Raw genomic sequence first — 15,362 nt, 5'->3', positions numbered from 1 at the left:
TGCATGGCTCCCAGCCGCCATCCGCTTGACGAACTGCGCGAAACCATCGGGCATCTGGCCGATCAGCTCAAGCTGCCCGGCTCCGAGCGCGTCGACGACCTGGTCGGCGATCTCATCGGTCCGAGGTCCGGGCCGGCCCGACCACTCTCCGACGTGCAGGCCGAGCTCGACTCGCTGGTCGGGCTGGAGAGCGTAAAGGAACAGGTCCGGGCGCTCGTGGCGCTGCTCCAGGTCCAGGCCCGCCGTAAAGCGCACGGTTTGCCGGAGGTCGCAACCTCACAGCATCTGGTGTTCCTAGGAAACCCTGGCACAGGCAAGACCACCGTCGCACGGCTCCTTGCCGAGATGTACCGGGCGGTTGGCCTGCTACAAAAAGGCCATCTGGTTGAGGTCGACCGTTCAGGCCTGGTCGGGCAGTACGTTGGTGCCACCGCCATCAAAACAGATCGGGTGATCCGGCGTGCGCTAGACGGCGTCCTGTTCATCGACGAGGCCTACGCGCTGGCGCCCGAGGACGGCCGCACGGACTTCGGACCGGAAGCTATCGAGGTCCTGCTCAAGCGGATGGAGGACCACCGCCACCGCCTGGTGGTGATCGTTGCCGGGTACCCGCGGTTGATGGAGTCTTTCCTGCTCTCGAACCCCGGACTACGCTCGCGGTTCGCTCGAGAGATCACGTTCCCCGACTACTCAGTCGACGCACTCCAGACCATCTTCCACCAGATGCTGGCCCAGCACGAGTACACGCTGGAACCGGGTGCGGACCAGGTGCTGCGCCGTATCTTCACCGGGCTTCACGCGGGCGAGGACTCCGGCAACGCACGCTTTGCCCGCACCCTATTTGAGCAGGCGCTCAACCGCCAGGCGTTGCGGCTGTCCCTCAATGAGAATCAAAGCCTCGACGCACTCGACCGTGAGGCCGTCATGACGCTGACGGCGGACGACCTTGTTGAGGCCGCACAGGCTCTGGGTGAGGAACCGGAACCGACGCCAGAGCCGAAGCGGGACCAGCCGCGCTGGTGGCGCTGGCTGATGGAGTGAGCGCGTGGAGTGAGCGCGGAGGACGCCTCGAGCTCACGCGAAGTCAGACGGGAGGATCGCCTCAAGGCAGTCGATGGTGCCCTCGCGCAGCCCTTCATCGTCATTTGCCGGGTAACCGGTAGCGGCGAACACCTCAGCGACGTCGCTGCTGGCATCCCGGTCGGGCTTGTCCTCGTCGTCCAGGCGAAGGACGGTGAAGTTCAGCGGCCTCCCCTGCTTCATCCGGTGTTCAGCCAGGCGGACCAGACCTTCAGCTGCCTTGCGGCGCGAGGTGAAGAACTGGCCGGCGGCGCTGCCGATCTTTACTTCCCACAGCGGCTCAGCTTGGGCCGTGCCTGCGGTGTCGAACGCTTGTGCTGTCATGCCCACTATGTGTGCGGCGCATCGCTGTTGGTTACCCAACTGGGCGGCAAAACAGATCACATTTTAGACAAAACCCGTCGCACTCCGCATCCACCGGGAGCGGGGTGATTGACGAGGCCCGTCAGGGGTCAGTTCTTGCGCCTCCGCGCTGCCGTTACGGGCACACACCCCCATGCCATTGCGAGCACACCGGCGACGACGAAAACCACGCCGATCAGCCACACCGCGTCCTTCCAGAGGAAAGCGCCGGCTGAGAGCGCGCCCATGAAGCGCCCGAAGTCTTCGGGGAACTCGGTGATGCTTCCACCGTCACCGAAGTTCCAGAGCACGATCCCCAGCATCGTGGCTCCGAGGCCGCAGAAGACGAACGCGGTTGTCGGTGCTCGTTGTTCGGCGGCTACCGATTCGATGTGCGAACCGCTCGACACAACGCTGGGTGCCCGCAGGGACAAGATCGGCAGAGTCAGGATCATGCAAGCGAAGAGCGCCACACCCATGCCTGCTGCCCAGCCTGCGAACGGGATGAGGAGCAGCTGGATGCCAAGACCCTCGGACCAGTAGTGGTGGTTTCCGCCGTTGTTTTCGGCTGCGTTCTCGATCATTTGTCGCATGCCAGGGAAGATCAGGGCGATTCCCTGGACGGCTGCGATCGGAACAACTACGAGCCCTGGTGCAATCAGGAAGGCCGATGCCAGTCGCATCATCACCGACCCCGTGCTCGTGTTGCGGCGCAGCGCCGGCTCTAACATGCACCAGCCGGCATAGACCATCGGGGCGGCAAAGATGAGGCTTCCTCCGAAACGATCGCCTCTAGCGTCCGCCATGCCGTCAAAGACTCCCCACACACCGGCAGCAACGGCAATGACCAGTACCGCCGAATTGACCCCGGTGATGAGTGATCGAAGTTCCGCGCGCCACAGACCGGTGTCATTCCCTGATACTTCTTGCTGCTCCTGCTGCGTCATTTCGTCCCCCATGACCGCCACGCTACCGCACGCCGCGATGAGCTAAACGCAGAAGAGCCAGTAGGCAACTCGCCAACTAGTGGTGGAGTTGCCTACTGGCTCCTGGTGGAGGATCTAGAAGTCCCAGTCCTCGTCTTCGGTGTTCACGGCCTTGCCGATGACGTACGACGATCCCGAACCCGAGAAGAAGTCGTGGTTCTCGTCCGCATTCGGTGACAGCGCAGACAGGATGGCCGGGTTCACATCGGTCACGGAGGACGGGAACATCGCCTCGTAGCCCAGGTTCATCAGGGCCTTGTTGGCGTTGTAGTGCAGGAACTTCTTGACGTCCTCGGACAGGCCGACGCCGTCGTACAGATCGTGCGTGTACTGCACCTCGTTCTCGTAGAGCTCGAACAGAAGCTCGAAGGTGTAGTCCTTGATCTCCTGGCGGCGCTCCTCGGACACAGTCTCCAGTCCGCGCTGGAACTTGTAGCCGATGTAGTAGCCGTGCACGGCTTCATCCCGGATGATGAGGCGGATCAGGTCGGCCGTGTTTGTCAGCTTGGCCCGCGAAGACCAGTACATGGGCAGGTAAAAGCCCGAGTAGAACAGGAAGCTTTCCAGCAGTGTCGAGGCGACCTTGCGCTTCAGCGGGTCGTCACCCTGGTAGTAGTCCATTACGATCTGAGCCTTCTTCTGAAGGTTCTCGTTTTCTGTGGACCAGCGGAACGCGTCGTCGATCTCCTTGGTGGAGCATAGCGTCGAGAAGATCGAGGAGTAGCTCTTCGCGTGGACGGCCTCCATGAACGCGATGTTCGTGTAGACCGCTTCCTCGTGCGGAGTGAGCGCATCCGGAATCAGCGAGACCGCGCCCACGGTTCCCTGGATGGTGTCCAGCAGGGTCAGGCCCGTGAAGACGCGCATGGTGAGCTGCTGCTCCTGGGGCGTCAGGGTGTTCCAGGACTGGACGTCGTTGGACAGGGGCACCTTCTCGGGCAGCCAGAAGTTGTTGACCAGACGGTTCCAGACCTCTACGTCCTTGTCGTCCTGAATACGGTTCCAGTTGATCGCCTCAACGTGCGACAGCAACTTGACCTTCTCGGTCATGGTGACCCCTTGTCCTGATTTGGCTGGAACTGCCTGTGGGCAGTGTCTTCATCTATAAATGTACGACGACGGCGAGCCGGCTTTCGTACGCCGGCCCGCCGACGTCGTCGTTGGCTTTTTTGGTGCCTAGAGCATGCAGCTGACGCAGCCCTCAACCTCCGTGCCCTCCAGCGCGAGCTGGCGGAGCCGGATGTAGTAGAGCGTCTTGATGCCCTTGCGCCATGCGTAGATCTGCGCCTTATTGATGTCGCGCGTGGTGGCGGTGTCCTTGAAGAACAGCGTCAGCGACAGGCCCTGGTCTACGTGCTGCGTGGCCGCGGCGTACGTGTCGATGATCTTTTCGTATCCGATCTCGTACGCGTCCTGGTAGTAGTCCAGGTTGTCGTTGGTCAGGTACGGCGCCGGGTAGTAGACGCGGCCGATCTTGCCTTCCTTGCGGATCTCGATCTTCGCCGCTACCGGGTGGATGGACGAGGTCGAGTTGTTGATGTAGCTGATCGATCCTGTGGGCGGCACGGCCTGGAGGTTCTGGTTGTAGATACCGTGCTTCATGACGGATGCCTTGAGTTCACGCCAGTCATCCTGCGTGGGAATGTGCACGTCCTTGAACAGCTCGCGTACCTTCTCGGTCTGCGGTACCCACTGCTGCTCCGTGTACTTGTCGAAGTACTCCCCCGACGCGTACTTGGACTTCTCGAAACCACCGAAGGTACGGCCGGTCTCGATTGCAAGCAGGTTCGATGCCCGGACAGCGTGGTAGGCGACGGTGTAGAAGTAGATGTTCGTGAAGTCCAGGCCCTCTTCGGAGCCGTAGTGGACCCGCTCCCGCGCCAGGTAACCGTGCAGGTTCATCTGCCCCAGGCCGATGGCGTGCGACGCGTCATTGCCCTTCGCGATGGAAGGCACCGAGGTGATGTTGGACATGTCGGAGACCGCGGAGAGCGCGCGGATGGCGGTCTCCACCGTGGAACCGAAGTCAGGAGAGTCCATGGTCTTCGCGATGTTCAGCGAACCCAGGTTGCAGGAGATGTCCTTGCCCGTGTCGGCGTACGACAGGTCGTCGTTGTAGGTGGTGGGCTGCGAGACCTGCAGGATCTCCGAGCACAGGTTGGACATGATGATCTTGCCGTCGATCGGGTTGGCCCGGTTCACCGTGTCCTCGAACATGATGTACGGGTAGCCCGACTCGAACTGGATCTCGGCAAGCGTCTGGAAGAACTCGCGGGCCTTGATCTTGGTCTTCTTGATACGCGAATCATCGACCATCTCGTAGTACTTCTCCGTGACGGAGACGTCCGAGAACGGCATGCCGTAGACGCGCTCGACGTCGTAGGGCGAGAACAGGTACATGTCCTCGTCCTTCTTCGCCAGTTCGAAGGTGATGTCCGGGATCACGACACCCAGTGACAGGGTCTTGATGCGGATCTTCTCGTCGGCGTTCTCACGCTTGGTGTCCAGGAAGCGGTTGATGTCCGGGTGGTGCGCGTGCAGGTACACCGCACCCGCACCCTGGCGTGCGCCCAGCTGGTTGGCGTAGGAGAAGCTGTCTTCGAGGAGCTTCATCACGGGGATGACGCCGGAAGACTGGTTCTCGATCTGCTTGATCGGCGCCCCTACCTCGCGGATGTTGGTCAGCGCAAACGCGACGCCGCCGCCGCGCTTGGACAGCTGGAGCGCAGAGTTGATGGACCGTCCGATGGACTCCATGTTGTCTTCGATGCGCAGCAGGAAGCAGGACACCAGTTCTCCACGCTGCTTCTTGCCGGCGTTGAGGAAGGTAGGAGTGGCGGGCTGGAACCGGCCATCGATGATCTCGTCCACCATGCGGGTGGCCAGTTCCTCGTTGCCCCGGGCAAGATGCATGGCAACCATGCATACACGGTCCTCGTAGCGCTCAAGATAACGCTTGCCGTCGAAGGTCTTCAGCGTGTACGAGGTGTAGAACTTGAACGCGCCGAGGAAGGTCTCGAACCGGAACTTCTTCTGGTACGCCCGCTTGAACAGGTCGCGGATGAAGTTCATGGTGTACTGATCGAGCGTCTCGCGCTCGTAGTACTGGTTCTTCACCAGGTAGTCGAGCTTCTCCTCGAGGTCGTGGAAGAAGACGGTGTTGTTGTTGACGTGCTGAAGGAAGTACTGGTGCGCTGCTTCGCGGTCTGCCTCGAACTGGATCTCGCCCTGCGGACCGTAGAGGTTCAGCATGGCGTTGAGCTCGTGGTAGCCGAGTCCCTTGTAGCGCTCGGGAAGTGCGGGTGCTTCTGGTTCAGCGACTGTCATGTCCAAAACTCTTCCAATCCGTGGGTGACCCGGTCGACGTCCTCGGACGTCCCCATAAGTTCGAAACGATAAAGCACGGGAACACCGCACTTCGCCGCGACAATGTCGGCGGCAAGGCAGTAGGTATCCCCGAAGTTGGTGTTGCCGGCGCCAATGACGCCTCGAAGCAGCAGGCGGTTCTCTTCGATGTTGAGGAACTTGATCACCTGCCGGGGCACAGCCCCCTTCCCACCAGTCCCCCCGTAGGTGGGCAGGACCAGTACGAAGGGCTTCAGCGCCCGCAGTGTGTCATCCCCGGTAAGGAGCGGAAGACGCGCAGAACGGACGGGCAACTTGCTGACGAACCGGTGCGTGTTGTCCGACGCCGACGAGAAGTAAATCAACGACGCGTCGGTTTCCACCGGCTCCCCAATTGCCCGCCCGTAGGCGCTTCTGCTGATGGTTGGTGTTGTCATTCTGACCACATCCGCCCTCTCACGGAGGGAAAGCGAGCTTGCGGGCCCCTAGGCTACGGAAGTAACCGAACCCTGGGCGATCTCGTTGATCTTGTCGGGACGGAATCCGGACCAGTGGTCCTTGTCGGTGATCACGACCGGTGCCTGCATGTAACCGAGGGAACGCACGCGCTCAAGGGCGGCCGGATCCTGTGAGATGTCAACGCTCTGGTAGGCGATGCCCTTCTTGTCGAGGGCCCGGTAAGTGGCGTTGCACTGTACGCATGCTGGCTTGGTGTAAACCGTGACGGTCATGTCCCTAACTCCCCTTGTGAAGTGCTGCTAATCCGGCCAATGTTGGTGGGCTACATGCCGCTGCTCAGACCATTCATGGTCGGGCGCGGGAACTGCCTCGCCAGCAAGTAATTCGATATCTAGATACTACATCTAGTGCAGCGCAGTGGCGCCGACCCCAAGATGATGTATTACAAGTATGTCATTTGTGCCCCGATTAGTCCACACGAAATCCACACTCCAGGCCCTCCGCGAAGGGCGGGATTGCGCGGATTCAACGTCTCCCGTCCACAGCCTGTGGAGCAGTTCCGCACAGAAAAACTTCTCCCCGTGTCGCGTTGTCGTCGGCGTGTCGCGGCCTGCCGACGACTGCGTGAGAGGATGACGACGTGGTCAACCCCGTTCACCTGCGGACCCTGCTCGAGGTCATCCGGCACGGCTCATTCGCCTCGGCCGCCACCCGGCTGGGCTACACCGCTTCGGCCGTCTCCCAGCAGATGTCGGCCCTCGAGCGGGACACCGGCGTCACGCTATTCACCCGCTCCGCGCGGAGCGTAGTACCAACCGAGGCCGCCATCGTCATGTCCCGGCACGCGGGCAAGGTGCTGACCGATATAGACACACTCCTAGCCTCCACGGCGAAGGCGGGCGCAGCCGTTTCCCAGGAGTTGCGCCTGGGCATCTTCCCTAGCCTGGCCACCTTCGCACTCCCCCGGCTGGTCGGCACGCCGCAGTGGAAACGTCTGGGAATTAACCTGAAGGTCTTTGTCGGAGAGCCGGCCCAGACCATCCACGGCCTGCGGACCGGCGGCGAGCTCGACCTCGCGCTGGTATTCCAGGTTGGGCAGGGAGGACTTGCCTGGCCCTCGTCAGTCAGCCGCCAGTGGATCGGAGACGATAACTTCCGGGTGGTGTTACCCGCGGCCTGGGGAATCGCCGAGGGGTCAACGGTCTCCGCCGGCCAGCTCGCCGACATGCCCTGGATTATGCACCACCCAGGAACCTCGGACGCCACCGTCATCGAGCGCCTGTTCGCCAGCTGCAACCTGCACCCCCACGTTGCCGCCTACTGCGACGACTTCAACGCGAGCCTGGCAATGGCCGCCGCGGGAATGGGGGCGGCGCTGGTTCCTGAGCTGGCCATGCTGAGCGCGCCGGAGGGAGTCGTTGCCTTGGACGTGCCTGAGATTCGCCTGGCACGCAGCATCTTCGCCCTGCAGATCGCGGGCAAGCAGACAACCCAGGTCCGCCTGTTCATGGATCAGCTTGCCGATGTCCTCAAGGACCGGCAGATTGCCCCTCGCACCAGCCGTCGGCCGGCCTAGTACAGCAGGAAAGCAAAGCGCGGACCGGAAAATCCGGCCCGCGCTTCAGCGGTTATGAGGGCTGCTACGAAACCGATGCCCCAAGCTGTGCCCGTACGGCAACGGCAGCGTTCACGAGGTTCCGGAGGGACTCCTCGGTCTCCGCATAGCCGCGGGTCTTCAGGCCGCAGTCCGGGTTGACCCAAAGCTGGCGTGCCGGAACGTGCTGCACTGCCTTCTCCAGAAGTTCCACTACTTCCTGCTCAGCCGGTACACGCGGAGAGTGAATGTCGTAGACACCGGGACCAACGCCGCGCTTGAAGCCGTGCGCCTCAAGGTCGTGCACAACCTCCATGCGCGAACGTGCGGCTTCGATCGACGTGACGTCGGCGTCAAGGCCGTCGATCGCGTCGATGATCGCACCGAACTCGGAGTAGCACAGGTGGGTGTGGATCTGCGTGGACGGAGCAGCCGACGCCGTTGACAGCCGGAAGGAGTTGACGGACCACTCAAGGTACTCGGCCTGGTCCTCCTTGCGAAGCGGCAGCAGTTCACGCAGTGCCGGCTCATCCACCTGGATGACCTTGATGCCTGCTGCTTCGAGGTCGCTCACCTCGTCACGGAGGGTCAGGGCCACCTGATTGGCGGTGTCGCCAAGCGGAAGATCGTCCCGGACAAATGACCAAGCCAGGATGGTCACCGGGCCGGTGAGCATTCCCTTGACCGGCTTCCCGGTCAAGGACTGTGCATACTCCGCCCAGGGAACGGTGATCGGCGCGGGCCGGCTGACGTCGCCCCAAAGAATGGACGGCCGCGTGCAGCGCGAGCCGTAGGACTGTACCCAGCCGTGCACGGTCACGTCGAAGCCGTCCAGGTTCTCCGCGAAGTACTGAACCATGTCATTGCGTTCGGGCTCACCGTGCACAAGCACGTCGAAGCCGAGTTCCTCCTGCAGGTCGATCACACGCTTGATCTCGTCCTTCATCAGCTGCTCGTACTGCTCGGCGGTGAGGTCGCCCCGGTTGGCGCGGGCGCGGGCGGAGCGCACCTCGGCGGTCTGCGGAAAGGACCCGATGGTGGTGGTGGGCAGGGCGGGGAGGTTCAGGGCACCTTCCTGCGCTGCCTGCCGGTCTGCGTAGTCGCCTCGGGCAAAGTCCGACGGCGTCAGGGCAGCAGCGCGCTCCCGCACTTCGGTGCGGTTCACACCGGGCGCGCCGGCGCGGGAGGCGAGGACCTCGTCTGCCGCGGCAATGTCCGCGTCGATGGCGCCCGGGTGACCGATTGCCCGGGACAGGGTTACCACTTCGGCCACCTTCTGGTCGGCAAAAGCCAGCCAGCTGCGCAGTTGCGCATCCAATTGCTGCTCGTCTTCGACGTCGTGCGGTACATGCTGCAGGGAAGTAGAGGTGGCGACCGCCAGCGTCTGCACACCCGCTTCGAGTTCGGCGACCTTGTACGCCGCAGCTCCAAGATCGGCCTTCCAGATATTGTGGCCGTCGACCACACCGGCTACCAGCACGGTCGCTCCCAGGTTCGCAAGCTCCGCCGGAACGGGCACTGCGCCCTTGAAGACATCGATGTGCAGGGCGTCGATTCCGGTTCCTGCCAGCACCGGCAGCAGCGACCCGAGGGAGCCGTACTGGGTGGTGACCAGGATGGAGGGGCGGTCAGCACCGGCGGTGAGGGCGGCATAGGCGCGCTCGACGGCGGCAGCCAGCTCCGTTTCGGCGATTGCCTGGTCGGCGACCAGGGCAGGCTCCTCGAGCTGCACCCAGTCGACGCCGGCTTCGGCCAGCCTTCCCAAAAGCTCAACGTACAGGGGAAGCAGGTCATCGAGGCGGCTGAGCGGATCGAAACCGGCGGGCGCCTCATCGGCAGCCTTGCTGAGCAGGAGGAAGGTCACGGGACCGATCAGGGTGGGACGGACAGCGAAGCCGGCTTCGGCCGCTTCGGCCACGTCGCGCAGGATCCAGTCGTTGGCGAGCGAGAAGGCTGTGTCCGGTCCGATTTCCGGAACCAGGTAGTGATAGTTGGTGTCGAACCACTTCGTCATTTCCAGCGGCTGGCGTTCCTTGTCGCCGCGGGCGAGCGTGAAGTAGGCGTCGAGGCCGAGCGAGCCGTCGGCGTCGTACAGGTCCTTGAAACGCTCCGAGACGGCACCGAAGGTCACGGCGGTGTCGAGCACCTGGTCGTAGAGGGAGAACGACGCCGGGATGGAGTAATTGCCGGCTTCGAGGCCCAGCGTGGCCAGCCGCGCATAGGTGTCGGTGCGCAGCTGTGCTGCTGTCGCCTCAAGTTCGGCAGCGGAAGTACGTCCCGCCCAGTAGGCCTCGACAGCCTTCTTGAGTTCGCGGCGTCGGCCGATCCGGGGGTATCCGACAATGGTGGCTTTCGGGAATGCAGTGGTCATGAGGAATCCTTTGTCTGGCTCTTGGTTACGTATGTTCAGGCGGTGCGTCCGAGCCCACCGGGGATGGGAGGACGTCGAAGCTGGAGGTTGTCGAGCACGTCGAGGGCAGCTGCGTGCTCGTTGAAGGTGTAGAGGTGGATGCCGGGCGCGCCGGCGTCGAGGGCTGCGTTGGCAAGATCGACCGTCGCCTGCACGCCGATGCGGCGGCGGGCGCCGTCGTCGTCCGCGGCAGCCAAACGGTCGCGCAGCCGGTGGTCCATCTCTATCCCGGCCAGCTCGCTCAGTCGGTCGAGCCGGCGAACGCTGGTGAGGGGCATGACGCCGGGGATGATGGGCATCTCCACCCCTGCCCGGCGCGCTGCTGAAACCAGGCGCTCGAAGTGATCCGGAAAGAAGAAGACCTGCGTGATCGCGAAGTCGGCACCGGCGGCCTGCTTGGCCAGCAGCGCTTCGACATCGTGGTCGAAGCTGGGTGACTCCGGGTGCTTCGTTGCGTAGGCCGCCACGCCGACGGCCAGGCGGCCGGCGCACAGGTGCGCCGTTCTCCGGCGCTCGGCGGTCCGGATCAGTTGCACCAGGTCACTGGCGTAAACCAACTCGCTGTGTCCGGAGGAGTCCTGCGGCTGATCACCACGCAGTGCGAGGATGCCCCGGACACCGAGGGTGATCAGTTCATCCACAAGGTTGAACAGGTACTCCCGTGTGTTTCCCACACAGGTGAGGTGGGCCAGCGGCTTCAGGGAAGTTTCGGCCAGAAGCCGGCCGAGGAGTTCGACGGCGGTGTCCCGGTTGGATCCGGAGGCTCCGTACGTGACCGAGACGTAGTCCGGGCTGGTTTGCTCCAACTCGCGGATGGTCTGCCACAGGGTCTCCGCGGCGCTGCTGCTCCGCGGGGGAAATAGTTCGTAGGAAAGGGCTGGGTACGGCTCGGAAGCCGGGGGCCCTACGGTATGCGCTGACTTTGCGGGTGGGGACATTCGTATCCTCGATCGTTAGGACATCCGGCTCCGCCATGGAGGCACGACCGCCGTACCTGCATGCTGCTGGTTGGGCGGAAAAGCCGGTATGAAATAAGGAAAGGCGCAGGAAGGATTCACGCACCGCGCGGCCGCGCGGCAGGCACTCCTGCGAAACAAATGTCAGGCCCACATGGGGGCACCCACACTCCCTGACTGGGAGTCGCTGACCCGTTACGGAAGTAACTTGTGGTGAACGTTACGGCACGTCCCAACAAGCGTTCAAGAAATGTTGCACGCCAGCGAAACATTTCGCCAAGGGCCGGAAAGGCCGCGTTCACCGGGCTCTCATATTCGGTTGCAATACTGAAGAAATGCCAAGCCTGCTGACTGGATCACAACTGCAGACGCGTGCCAGGCACCTCATCACCCACGGACGCCTGCTACTCGCCGTGAAAGCGGCCCTCGCAGCAGGAATCGCGTGGTGGCTGGCCCTGAAGGTTCCAGGGGTGGCTGCACAATATCCCTATTACGCTCCGCTGGGCGCTGTGGCCTGTATGTACCCGACAGTGGCGGGGTCGGCCCGCCAGGGCTTCGAAACCCTCCTCGGCCTGGCCGTAGGGTTTGTGATCGCCGTCCCGGTCATCCTCATTGGAGATGTCTCCGTGGTGGCGGTTGCCGCCGTCGTCGCTTTGGGTGTCCTGGCCGCCGGGATGCCCAAGCTGGGCGCAGGGCAGGACTGGATTCCGATCGCCGCCCTGTTTGTGCTCCTGCTCGGCGGCGACAATCCTCAGGAGTACTCCTTCGGCTACCTCATCCAGATGCTGGTGGGCGTGGTGGTGGGCATCACCGTCAACATGCTGCTCTTTCCGCCGCTGCATCTGGACGGAGCGATCGCCGGGCTGAAGAATTTCCGCGACACGCTGGCACTCCAGCTGTCCGACATGGCGGCCGCCATCGGCGAATCCTGGCCGCCTGAGCACGAAGAATGGTCCCAGCGCGAGAGCCGCCTCGGCGAGCTTGGCCAGGAAGTGCGTTCTGCCGTGCAGCTCGCCGACCGCAGCCGTCACGGAAACATACGACGACGGCGGCACCAGCGCGATCTGACCGCCGACTACCATTCGCTTCAGGCGATGGAACGCATAGCATTCCATGTCCAGAACATGACGGAAGTGCTCGCCGGAGCGATCTGGCGTACCCCGGAGGCCACTCCCCTGCCCCCTGCCCTCGTCGAACCGCTGGGAGAGGCACTAGGCCGCACCGCTGAAGCGGTCGCGGACTGGGATTCCGAGGGATCGAAGATGACTGCCGCCGAGGAAGCCGTGGAAAACCTAATGCAGCAGATCACCGCCAGCGCCGCCGCCGAAGATCGGGTCCAGGCCACTGCCAGCCTCGGCATGGACCTGCGCCGCATTCTCCTGATCGTGCGCGCCGAGTCAGGCCCCGGGTCGGAGACCGTCGATCAGAACGCAGCGGCATAGATCGCCGGATGGTCGATGGCGGTTCAGGCCTCGTCTTCGGGATCGATCCGCATGGTGCCCTCCACGATCCCCAGCTTGCTCAGCTGCTCGGACATGCCGGCGCCGTCGCGAGCGTAGATCCACGGGATCCCCGGCGTGGAACCGGCCGGGTTGGCCTTAGAACGCCCACCCGCCAGCACCGCCTCACTGGTGGATAGTTGCCGGATGGCGATCGCCCGCACATTGGCCGGGTGGTTACGGGCGAATTCCGCGTAAATGGCCTCGTCATGCTGGCCGTCGTCGCCGATGAGCAGCCACTTCACGGACGGAAATTCCTTCGCGAGCCTCTCAAGCGAGGACCGTTTGTGTTCCTGCCCGCTTCGGAACCAGCGGTCCCGGGTTGGACCCCAATCCGTGAGGAGCTTCGGTCCGGCCGGGTACAGGTTCCTGGACAGGAAGCGTGTGAGCGCCGGCGCAACGTTCCACGCACCGGTGGACAGGTAGAGCACGGGGGCGTTGGGGTGCTTGCGGACAATCCGCTCCATCAGGACCGACATGCCGGGAGTCGGCGTCCGGGCATGCTCGTCGAGGACGAAGGTGTTCCAGGCCGCCAGGAACGGCCGCGGGAGCGCTGTGACCATGACGGTGTCGTCGATGTCGGACACGACGCCGAAAGCCACGCCGTCCTCAACCACTCGCACAGGCGCCTCAGCCACCACTGAGTCGCCCGACTTCAGCCGCACGGTGTGCCAGCCCGGCTCCAGCTTCGCTTCGATGTGCACGTCGATCACGCCGCCTCGGTCGGCTTGCACGACGGCGCTGGTACCGTCGACCTCCAAGGTCACCGTGGCATAGCGCACCGGTGCGCTGATGAAGTTACGCCACCCTCTCAGGCCCTCCTTGATGGGCTTCATGGTTTCCTTGCCTGTGAGCGGCTTCAGGTCGCTCGGATTGGACAGCACCACGCGCCCGAGCACCCGGATCCAGCTTGTGGTTCCATAGCCGGTATAGGGAATGATCGTCTCCACCCGCCCGCGATGCTCCGCGATCCGCGTCTGCATCGCATGCCAGGTGTCGCCAATCATCAGCCCCAGGTGCGTGCGCTCGTGAACCCCGGCCTCATGCGGCGGCAAGGGGGTGGAAGATGCCTCGTCGGTTGCCATGCGACCAGTCTTGCATGAGCGTGCGGGTGACCGCAGGTCCCCGCGGCGTTCGTTGCGTGCTTCGAGGTCAGCTTCCTGGCGCCATGATTCAGGCCGGAGCCCACGCCCGCTTCTCGGCACGCTCCCAAACGGTCACCGTCTGGTGACCGGGGTTCAGGAAAGCATGATTCCGTGAGGTGACCGCTTCCGCGGTTTTGGATTCGACCACCCATGTACGTTGGCATTGACGGCACCGCATTGACCCACTCATGATTCCCCACTCGCTTCATGCTGCACCGGCCCACGTCTCTGTGACGCTCAGCGCTGTTTCAGTGATTGCTTCGTGCTTGATGTTGAGTTGCCTGCCGTCAATTCTGTACCCGACCCGCCGCAGTATCAAGGCTTTCATCAACCGAATAGATAAACCTTTCCTGCCTTCAAACTGTCCGGCGACCGCGGTCAATGCACCTTCCAGCGCTTCCATGGGAGGATCGTCGGGTGGCCGATCGACTCATGCTTCTCGACACTCCTTCCCTCTATTTCCGCGCCTTCTACGGCTTGCCGGACAGCCTGAAGGCACCGGACGGCACTCCGGTGAATGCAGTTCGCGGCCTGCTCGACATGATTGCCCGACTCGTCACCGACTATGAACCCACGCATTTGGTTGCCTGCTGGGATGATGACTGGCGCCCCCAGTGGCGAGTGGAACTCATTCCCAGCTACAAGGAACACCGAGTGGCGCGGAAAGTGGCAACTGGTCCGGACGTGGAAGAAACACCGGCCGGTTTGGTGGCCCAGCTTCCGCTCATCCGAGAGGTGCTTGCGGCCCTCAATCTGCCGATCGTCGGTGCTGCCGACCATGAAGCGGACGACGTGATCGGCAGCCTCGCAAGCCAGGCTGCCATGCCCGTGGACATCGTCACCGGCGACCGGGACCTGTTCCAGCTCGTTGACGACGAGCGCGGCATCCGCGTGCTCTACACCGCGCGCGGGATGAGCAAGCTTGAGCTCGTGACTGACGTGACCGTCGTCGGCAAGTACAAGGTCCTCCCCAGTCAGTACGCGGACTTCGCCGCGCTCCGTGGCGATACCTCTGACGGTCTACCTGGCGTTGCCGGCATCGGCGAGAAGACGGCCGCAAGCCTGCTCAGGGAGTTCGCCGATCTGGAGGGCATCCTCGAAGCGAGCCGGGAGCCGTCGGGGGCGATGTCCGCGTCAGTACGACAGAAGCTGGCGGCGGCAGCGGATTATCTGGCCGTCGCGCCGCAGGTGGTGAACGTGGTGCGCACCCTGGACCTTGGTTCCTTCGAGCAACGGGTCCAGCCGCTCGACGACGAGCAGGAAGAAACGCTGAAGAAGCTGGCCGATACGTGGAACCTGGGCGGCGCCGCTGACCGTGTGCTCAAGGCCTACGCAGCCCGGGGCTGAGGGAAGGGCCGGCACTTCGCCACCAACAGCAAAACCCCCGGGTTTCCCCGGGGGTTTTCTTGGTGGAGCTGAGGGGACTCGAACCCCTGACCCCCTGCATGCCATGCAGGTGCGCTACCAGCTGCGCCACAGCCCCAAACTCGCCTCTCCAGCCGTTCAGAATCCTTCTCGAATTCCTCTCCGGATCTCCCCGACCGGC

General features: G+C 63.4%; 14 protein-coding genes and 1 tRNA gene. 4 read left to right on the top strand and 11 right to left on the bottom strand.

The features are described from left to right. Positions 1-3 precede the first annotated feature (3 nt). Positions 4-1,041 (top strand): AAA family ATPase, encoded by a 1,038-nt coding sequence (locus tag GC088_RS06890; RefSeq protein ID WP_323961628.1) that lies wholly within the window; start codon positions 4-6, stop codon positions 1,039-1,041. Between the two features lie 33 nt (positions 1,042-1,074). Here GC088_RS06890 and GC088_RS06885 read toward each other — a convergent pair whose 3' ends face one another. The 6 genes from GC088_RS06885 to nrdH form a co-directional block, all read right to left on the bottom strand. After that, entirely contained in the window at positions 1,075-1,404 is a 330-nt protein-coding gene (locus tag GC088_RS06885) for a hypothetical protein (RefSeq protein WP_323961626.1), read from the bottom strand. Positions 1,405-1,532: 128 nt separating this feature from the next. Continuing rightward, positions 1,533-2,381 carry a hypothetical protein gene (locus GC088_RS06880; protein ID WP_323961624.1) on the bottom strand — a complete coding sequence of 283 codons (849 nt, stop codon included), beginning with the start codon at positions 2,379-2,381 and terminating at the stop codon, positions 1,533-1,535. 102 nt (positions 2,382-2,483) lie between these two features. Further along, entirely contained in the window at positions 2,484-3,458 is a 975-nt protein-coding gene (gene nrdF, locus GC088_RS06875) for a class 1b ribonucleoside-diphosphate reductase subunit beta (protein WP_323961622.1), read from the bottom strand. Positions 3,459-3,584: 126 nt separating this feature from the next. After that, the gene (gene nrdE, locus GC088_RS06870; protein WP_323961621.1) at positions 3,585-5,735 is read right to left on the bottom strand and encodes a class 1b ribonucleoside-diphosphate reductase subunit alpha; all 2,151 of its coding nucleotides are present in this window, start codon (positions 5,733-5,735) and stop codon (positions 3,585-3,587) included. Then, positions 5,732-6,190 (bottom strand): class Ib ribonucleoside-diphosphate reductase assembly flavoprotein NrdI, encoded by a 459-nt coding sequence (nrdI, locus tag GC088_RS06865; protein ID WP_323961618.1) that lies wholly within the window; start codon positions 6,188-6,190, stop codon positions 5,732-5,734. Before nrdI ends, nrdE begins: the two co-directional genes overlap by 4 nt. A gap of 48 nt (positions 6,191-6,238) precedes the next feature. Continuing rightward, a complete protein-coding gene (gene nrdH, locus GC088_RS06860; protein ID WP_323961616.1) occupies positions 6,239-6,484 on the bottom strand; it encodes a glutaredoxin-like protein NrdH in 246 nt (81 codons plus the stop codon). A gap of 368 nt (positions 6,485-6,852) precedes the next feature. Here nrdH and GC088_RS06855 point away from each other — a divergent pair, with 368 nt between their 5' ends. Next, positions 6,853-7,788 carry a LysR family transcriptional regulator gene (locus GC088_RS06855; RefSeq protein WP_323961614.1) on the top strand — a complete coding sequence of 312 codons (936 nt, stop codon included), beginning with the start codon at positions 6,853-6,855 and terminating at the stop codon, positions 7,786-7,788. Positions 7,789-7,852: 64 nt separating this feature from the next. On the opposite strand, the gene metE is transcribed toward GC088_RS06855, so the two are convergent. Together metE and GC088_RS06845 are read right to left on the bottom strand one after the other, a co-directional pair. Continuing rightward, on the bottom strand, positions 7,853-10,177 hold the full coding sequence (gene metE / locus GC088_RS06850) for a 5-methyltetrahydropteroyltriglutamate--homocysteine S-methyltransferase (protein WP_323961612.1): 2,325 nt from the start codon (positions 10,175-10,177) through the stop codon (positions 7,853-7,855). Between the two features lie 35 nt (positions 10,178-10,212). Continuing rightward, positions 10,213-11,154, bottom strand: a complete 942-nt coding sequence (locus tag GC088_RS06845; RefSeq protein ID WP_323961611.1) for a methylenetetrahydrofolate reductase — start codon at positions 11,152-11,154, stop codon at positions 10,213-10,215. A gap of 353 nt (positions 11,155-11,507) precedes the next feature. On the opposite strand from GC088_RS06845, the gene GC088_RS06840 reads away from it, so the two are divergent. Further along, positions 11,508-12,614 carry an FUSC family protein gene (locus GC088_RS06840; RefSeq protein WP_323961609.1) on the top strand — a complete coding sequence of 369 codons (1,107 nt, stop codon included), beginning with the start codon at positions 11,508-11,510 and terminating at the stop codon, positions 12,612-12,614. Between the two features lie 23 nt (positions 12,615-12,637). Here the strand turns inward: GC088_RS06840 and GC088_RS06835 are convergent, their stop codons facing one another. Further along, the gene (locus GC088_RS06835; RefSeq protein WP_323961607.1) at positions 12,638-13,756 is read right to left on the bottom strand and encodes an App1 family protein phosphatidate phosphatase; all 1,119 of its coding nucleotides are present in this window, start codon (positions 13,754-13,756) and stop codon (positions 12,638-12,640) included. A 265-nt stretch (positions 13,757-14,021) separates the two neighbouring features. After that, entirely contained in the window at positions 14,022-14,219 is a 198-nt protein-coding gene (locus GC088_RS06830) for a hypothetical protein (RefSeq protein WP_323961605.1), read from the bottom strand. Positions 14,220-14,233: 14 nt separating this feature from the next. Between GC088_RS06830 and GC088_RS06825 the strand changes: the two genes are divergently transcribed. Next, entirely contained in the window at positions 14,234-15,163 is a 930-nt protein-coding gene (locus GC088_RS06825; protein WP_323961604.1) for a 5'-3' exonuclease, read from the top strand. A gap of 60 nt (positions 15,164-15,223) precedes the next feature. Here the strand turns inward: GC088_RS06825 and GC088_RS06820 are convergent. Then, positions 15,224-15,299 (bottom strand) — tRNA-Ala (locus tag GC088_RS06820). Between the last annotated feature and the right edge of the window lie 63 nt (positions 15,300-15,362).

The sequence above is a fragment of the Arthrobacter sp. JZ12 genome (assembly GCF_035189165.1).
Taxonomy (GTDB): domain Bacteria; phylum Actinomycetota; class Actinomycetes; order Actinomycetales; family Micrococcaceae; genus Arthrobacter_D.
This window is presented reverse-complemented; position numbering and strand designations above follow the sequence as displayed.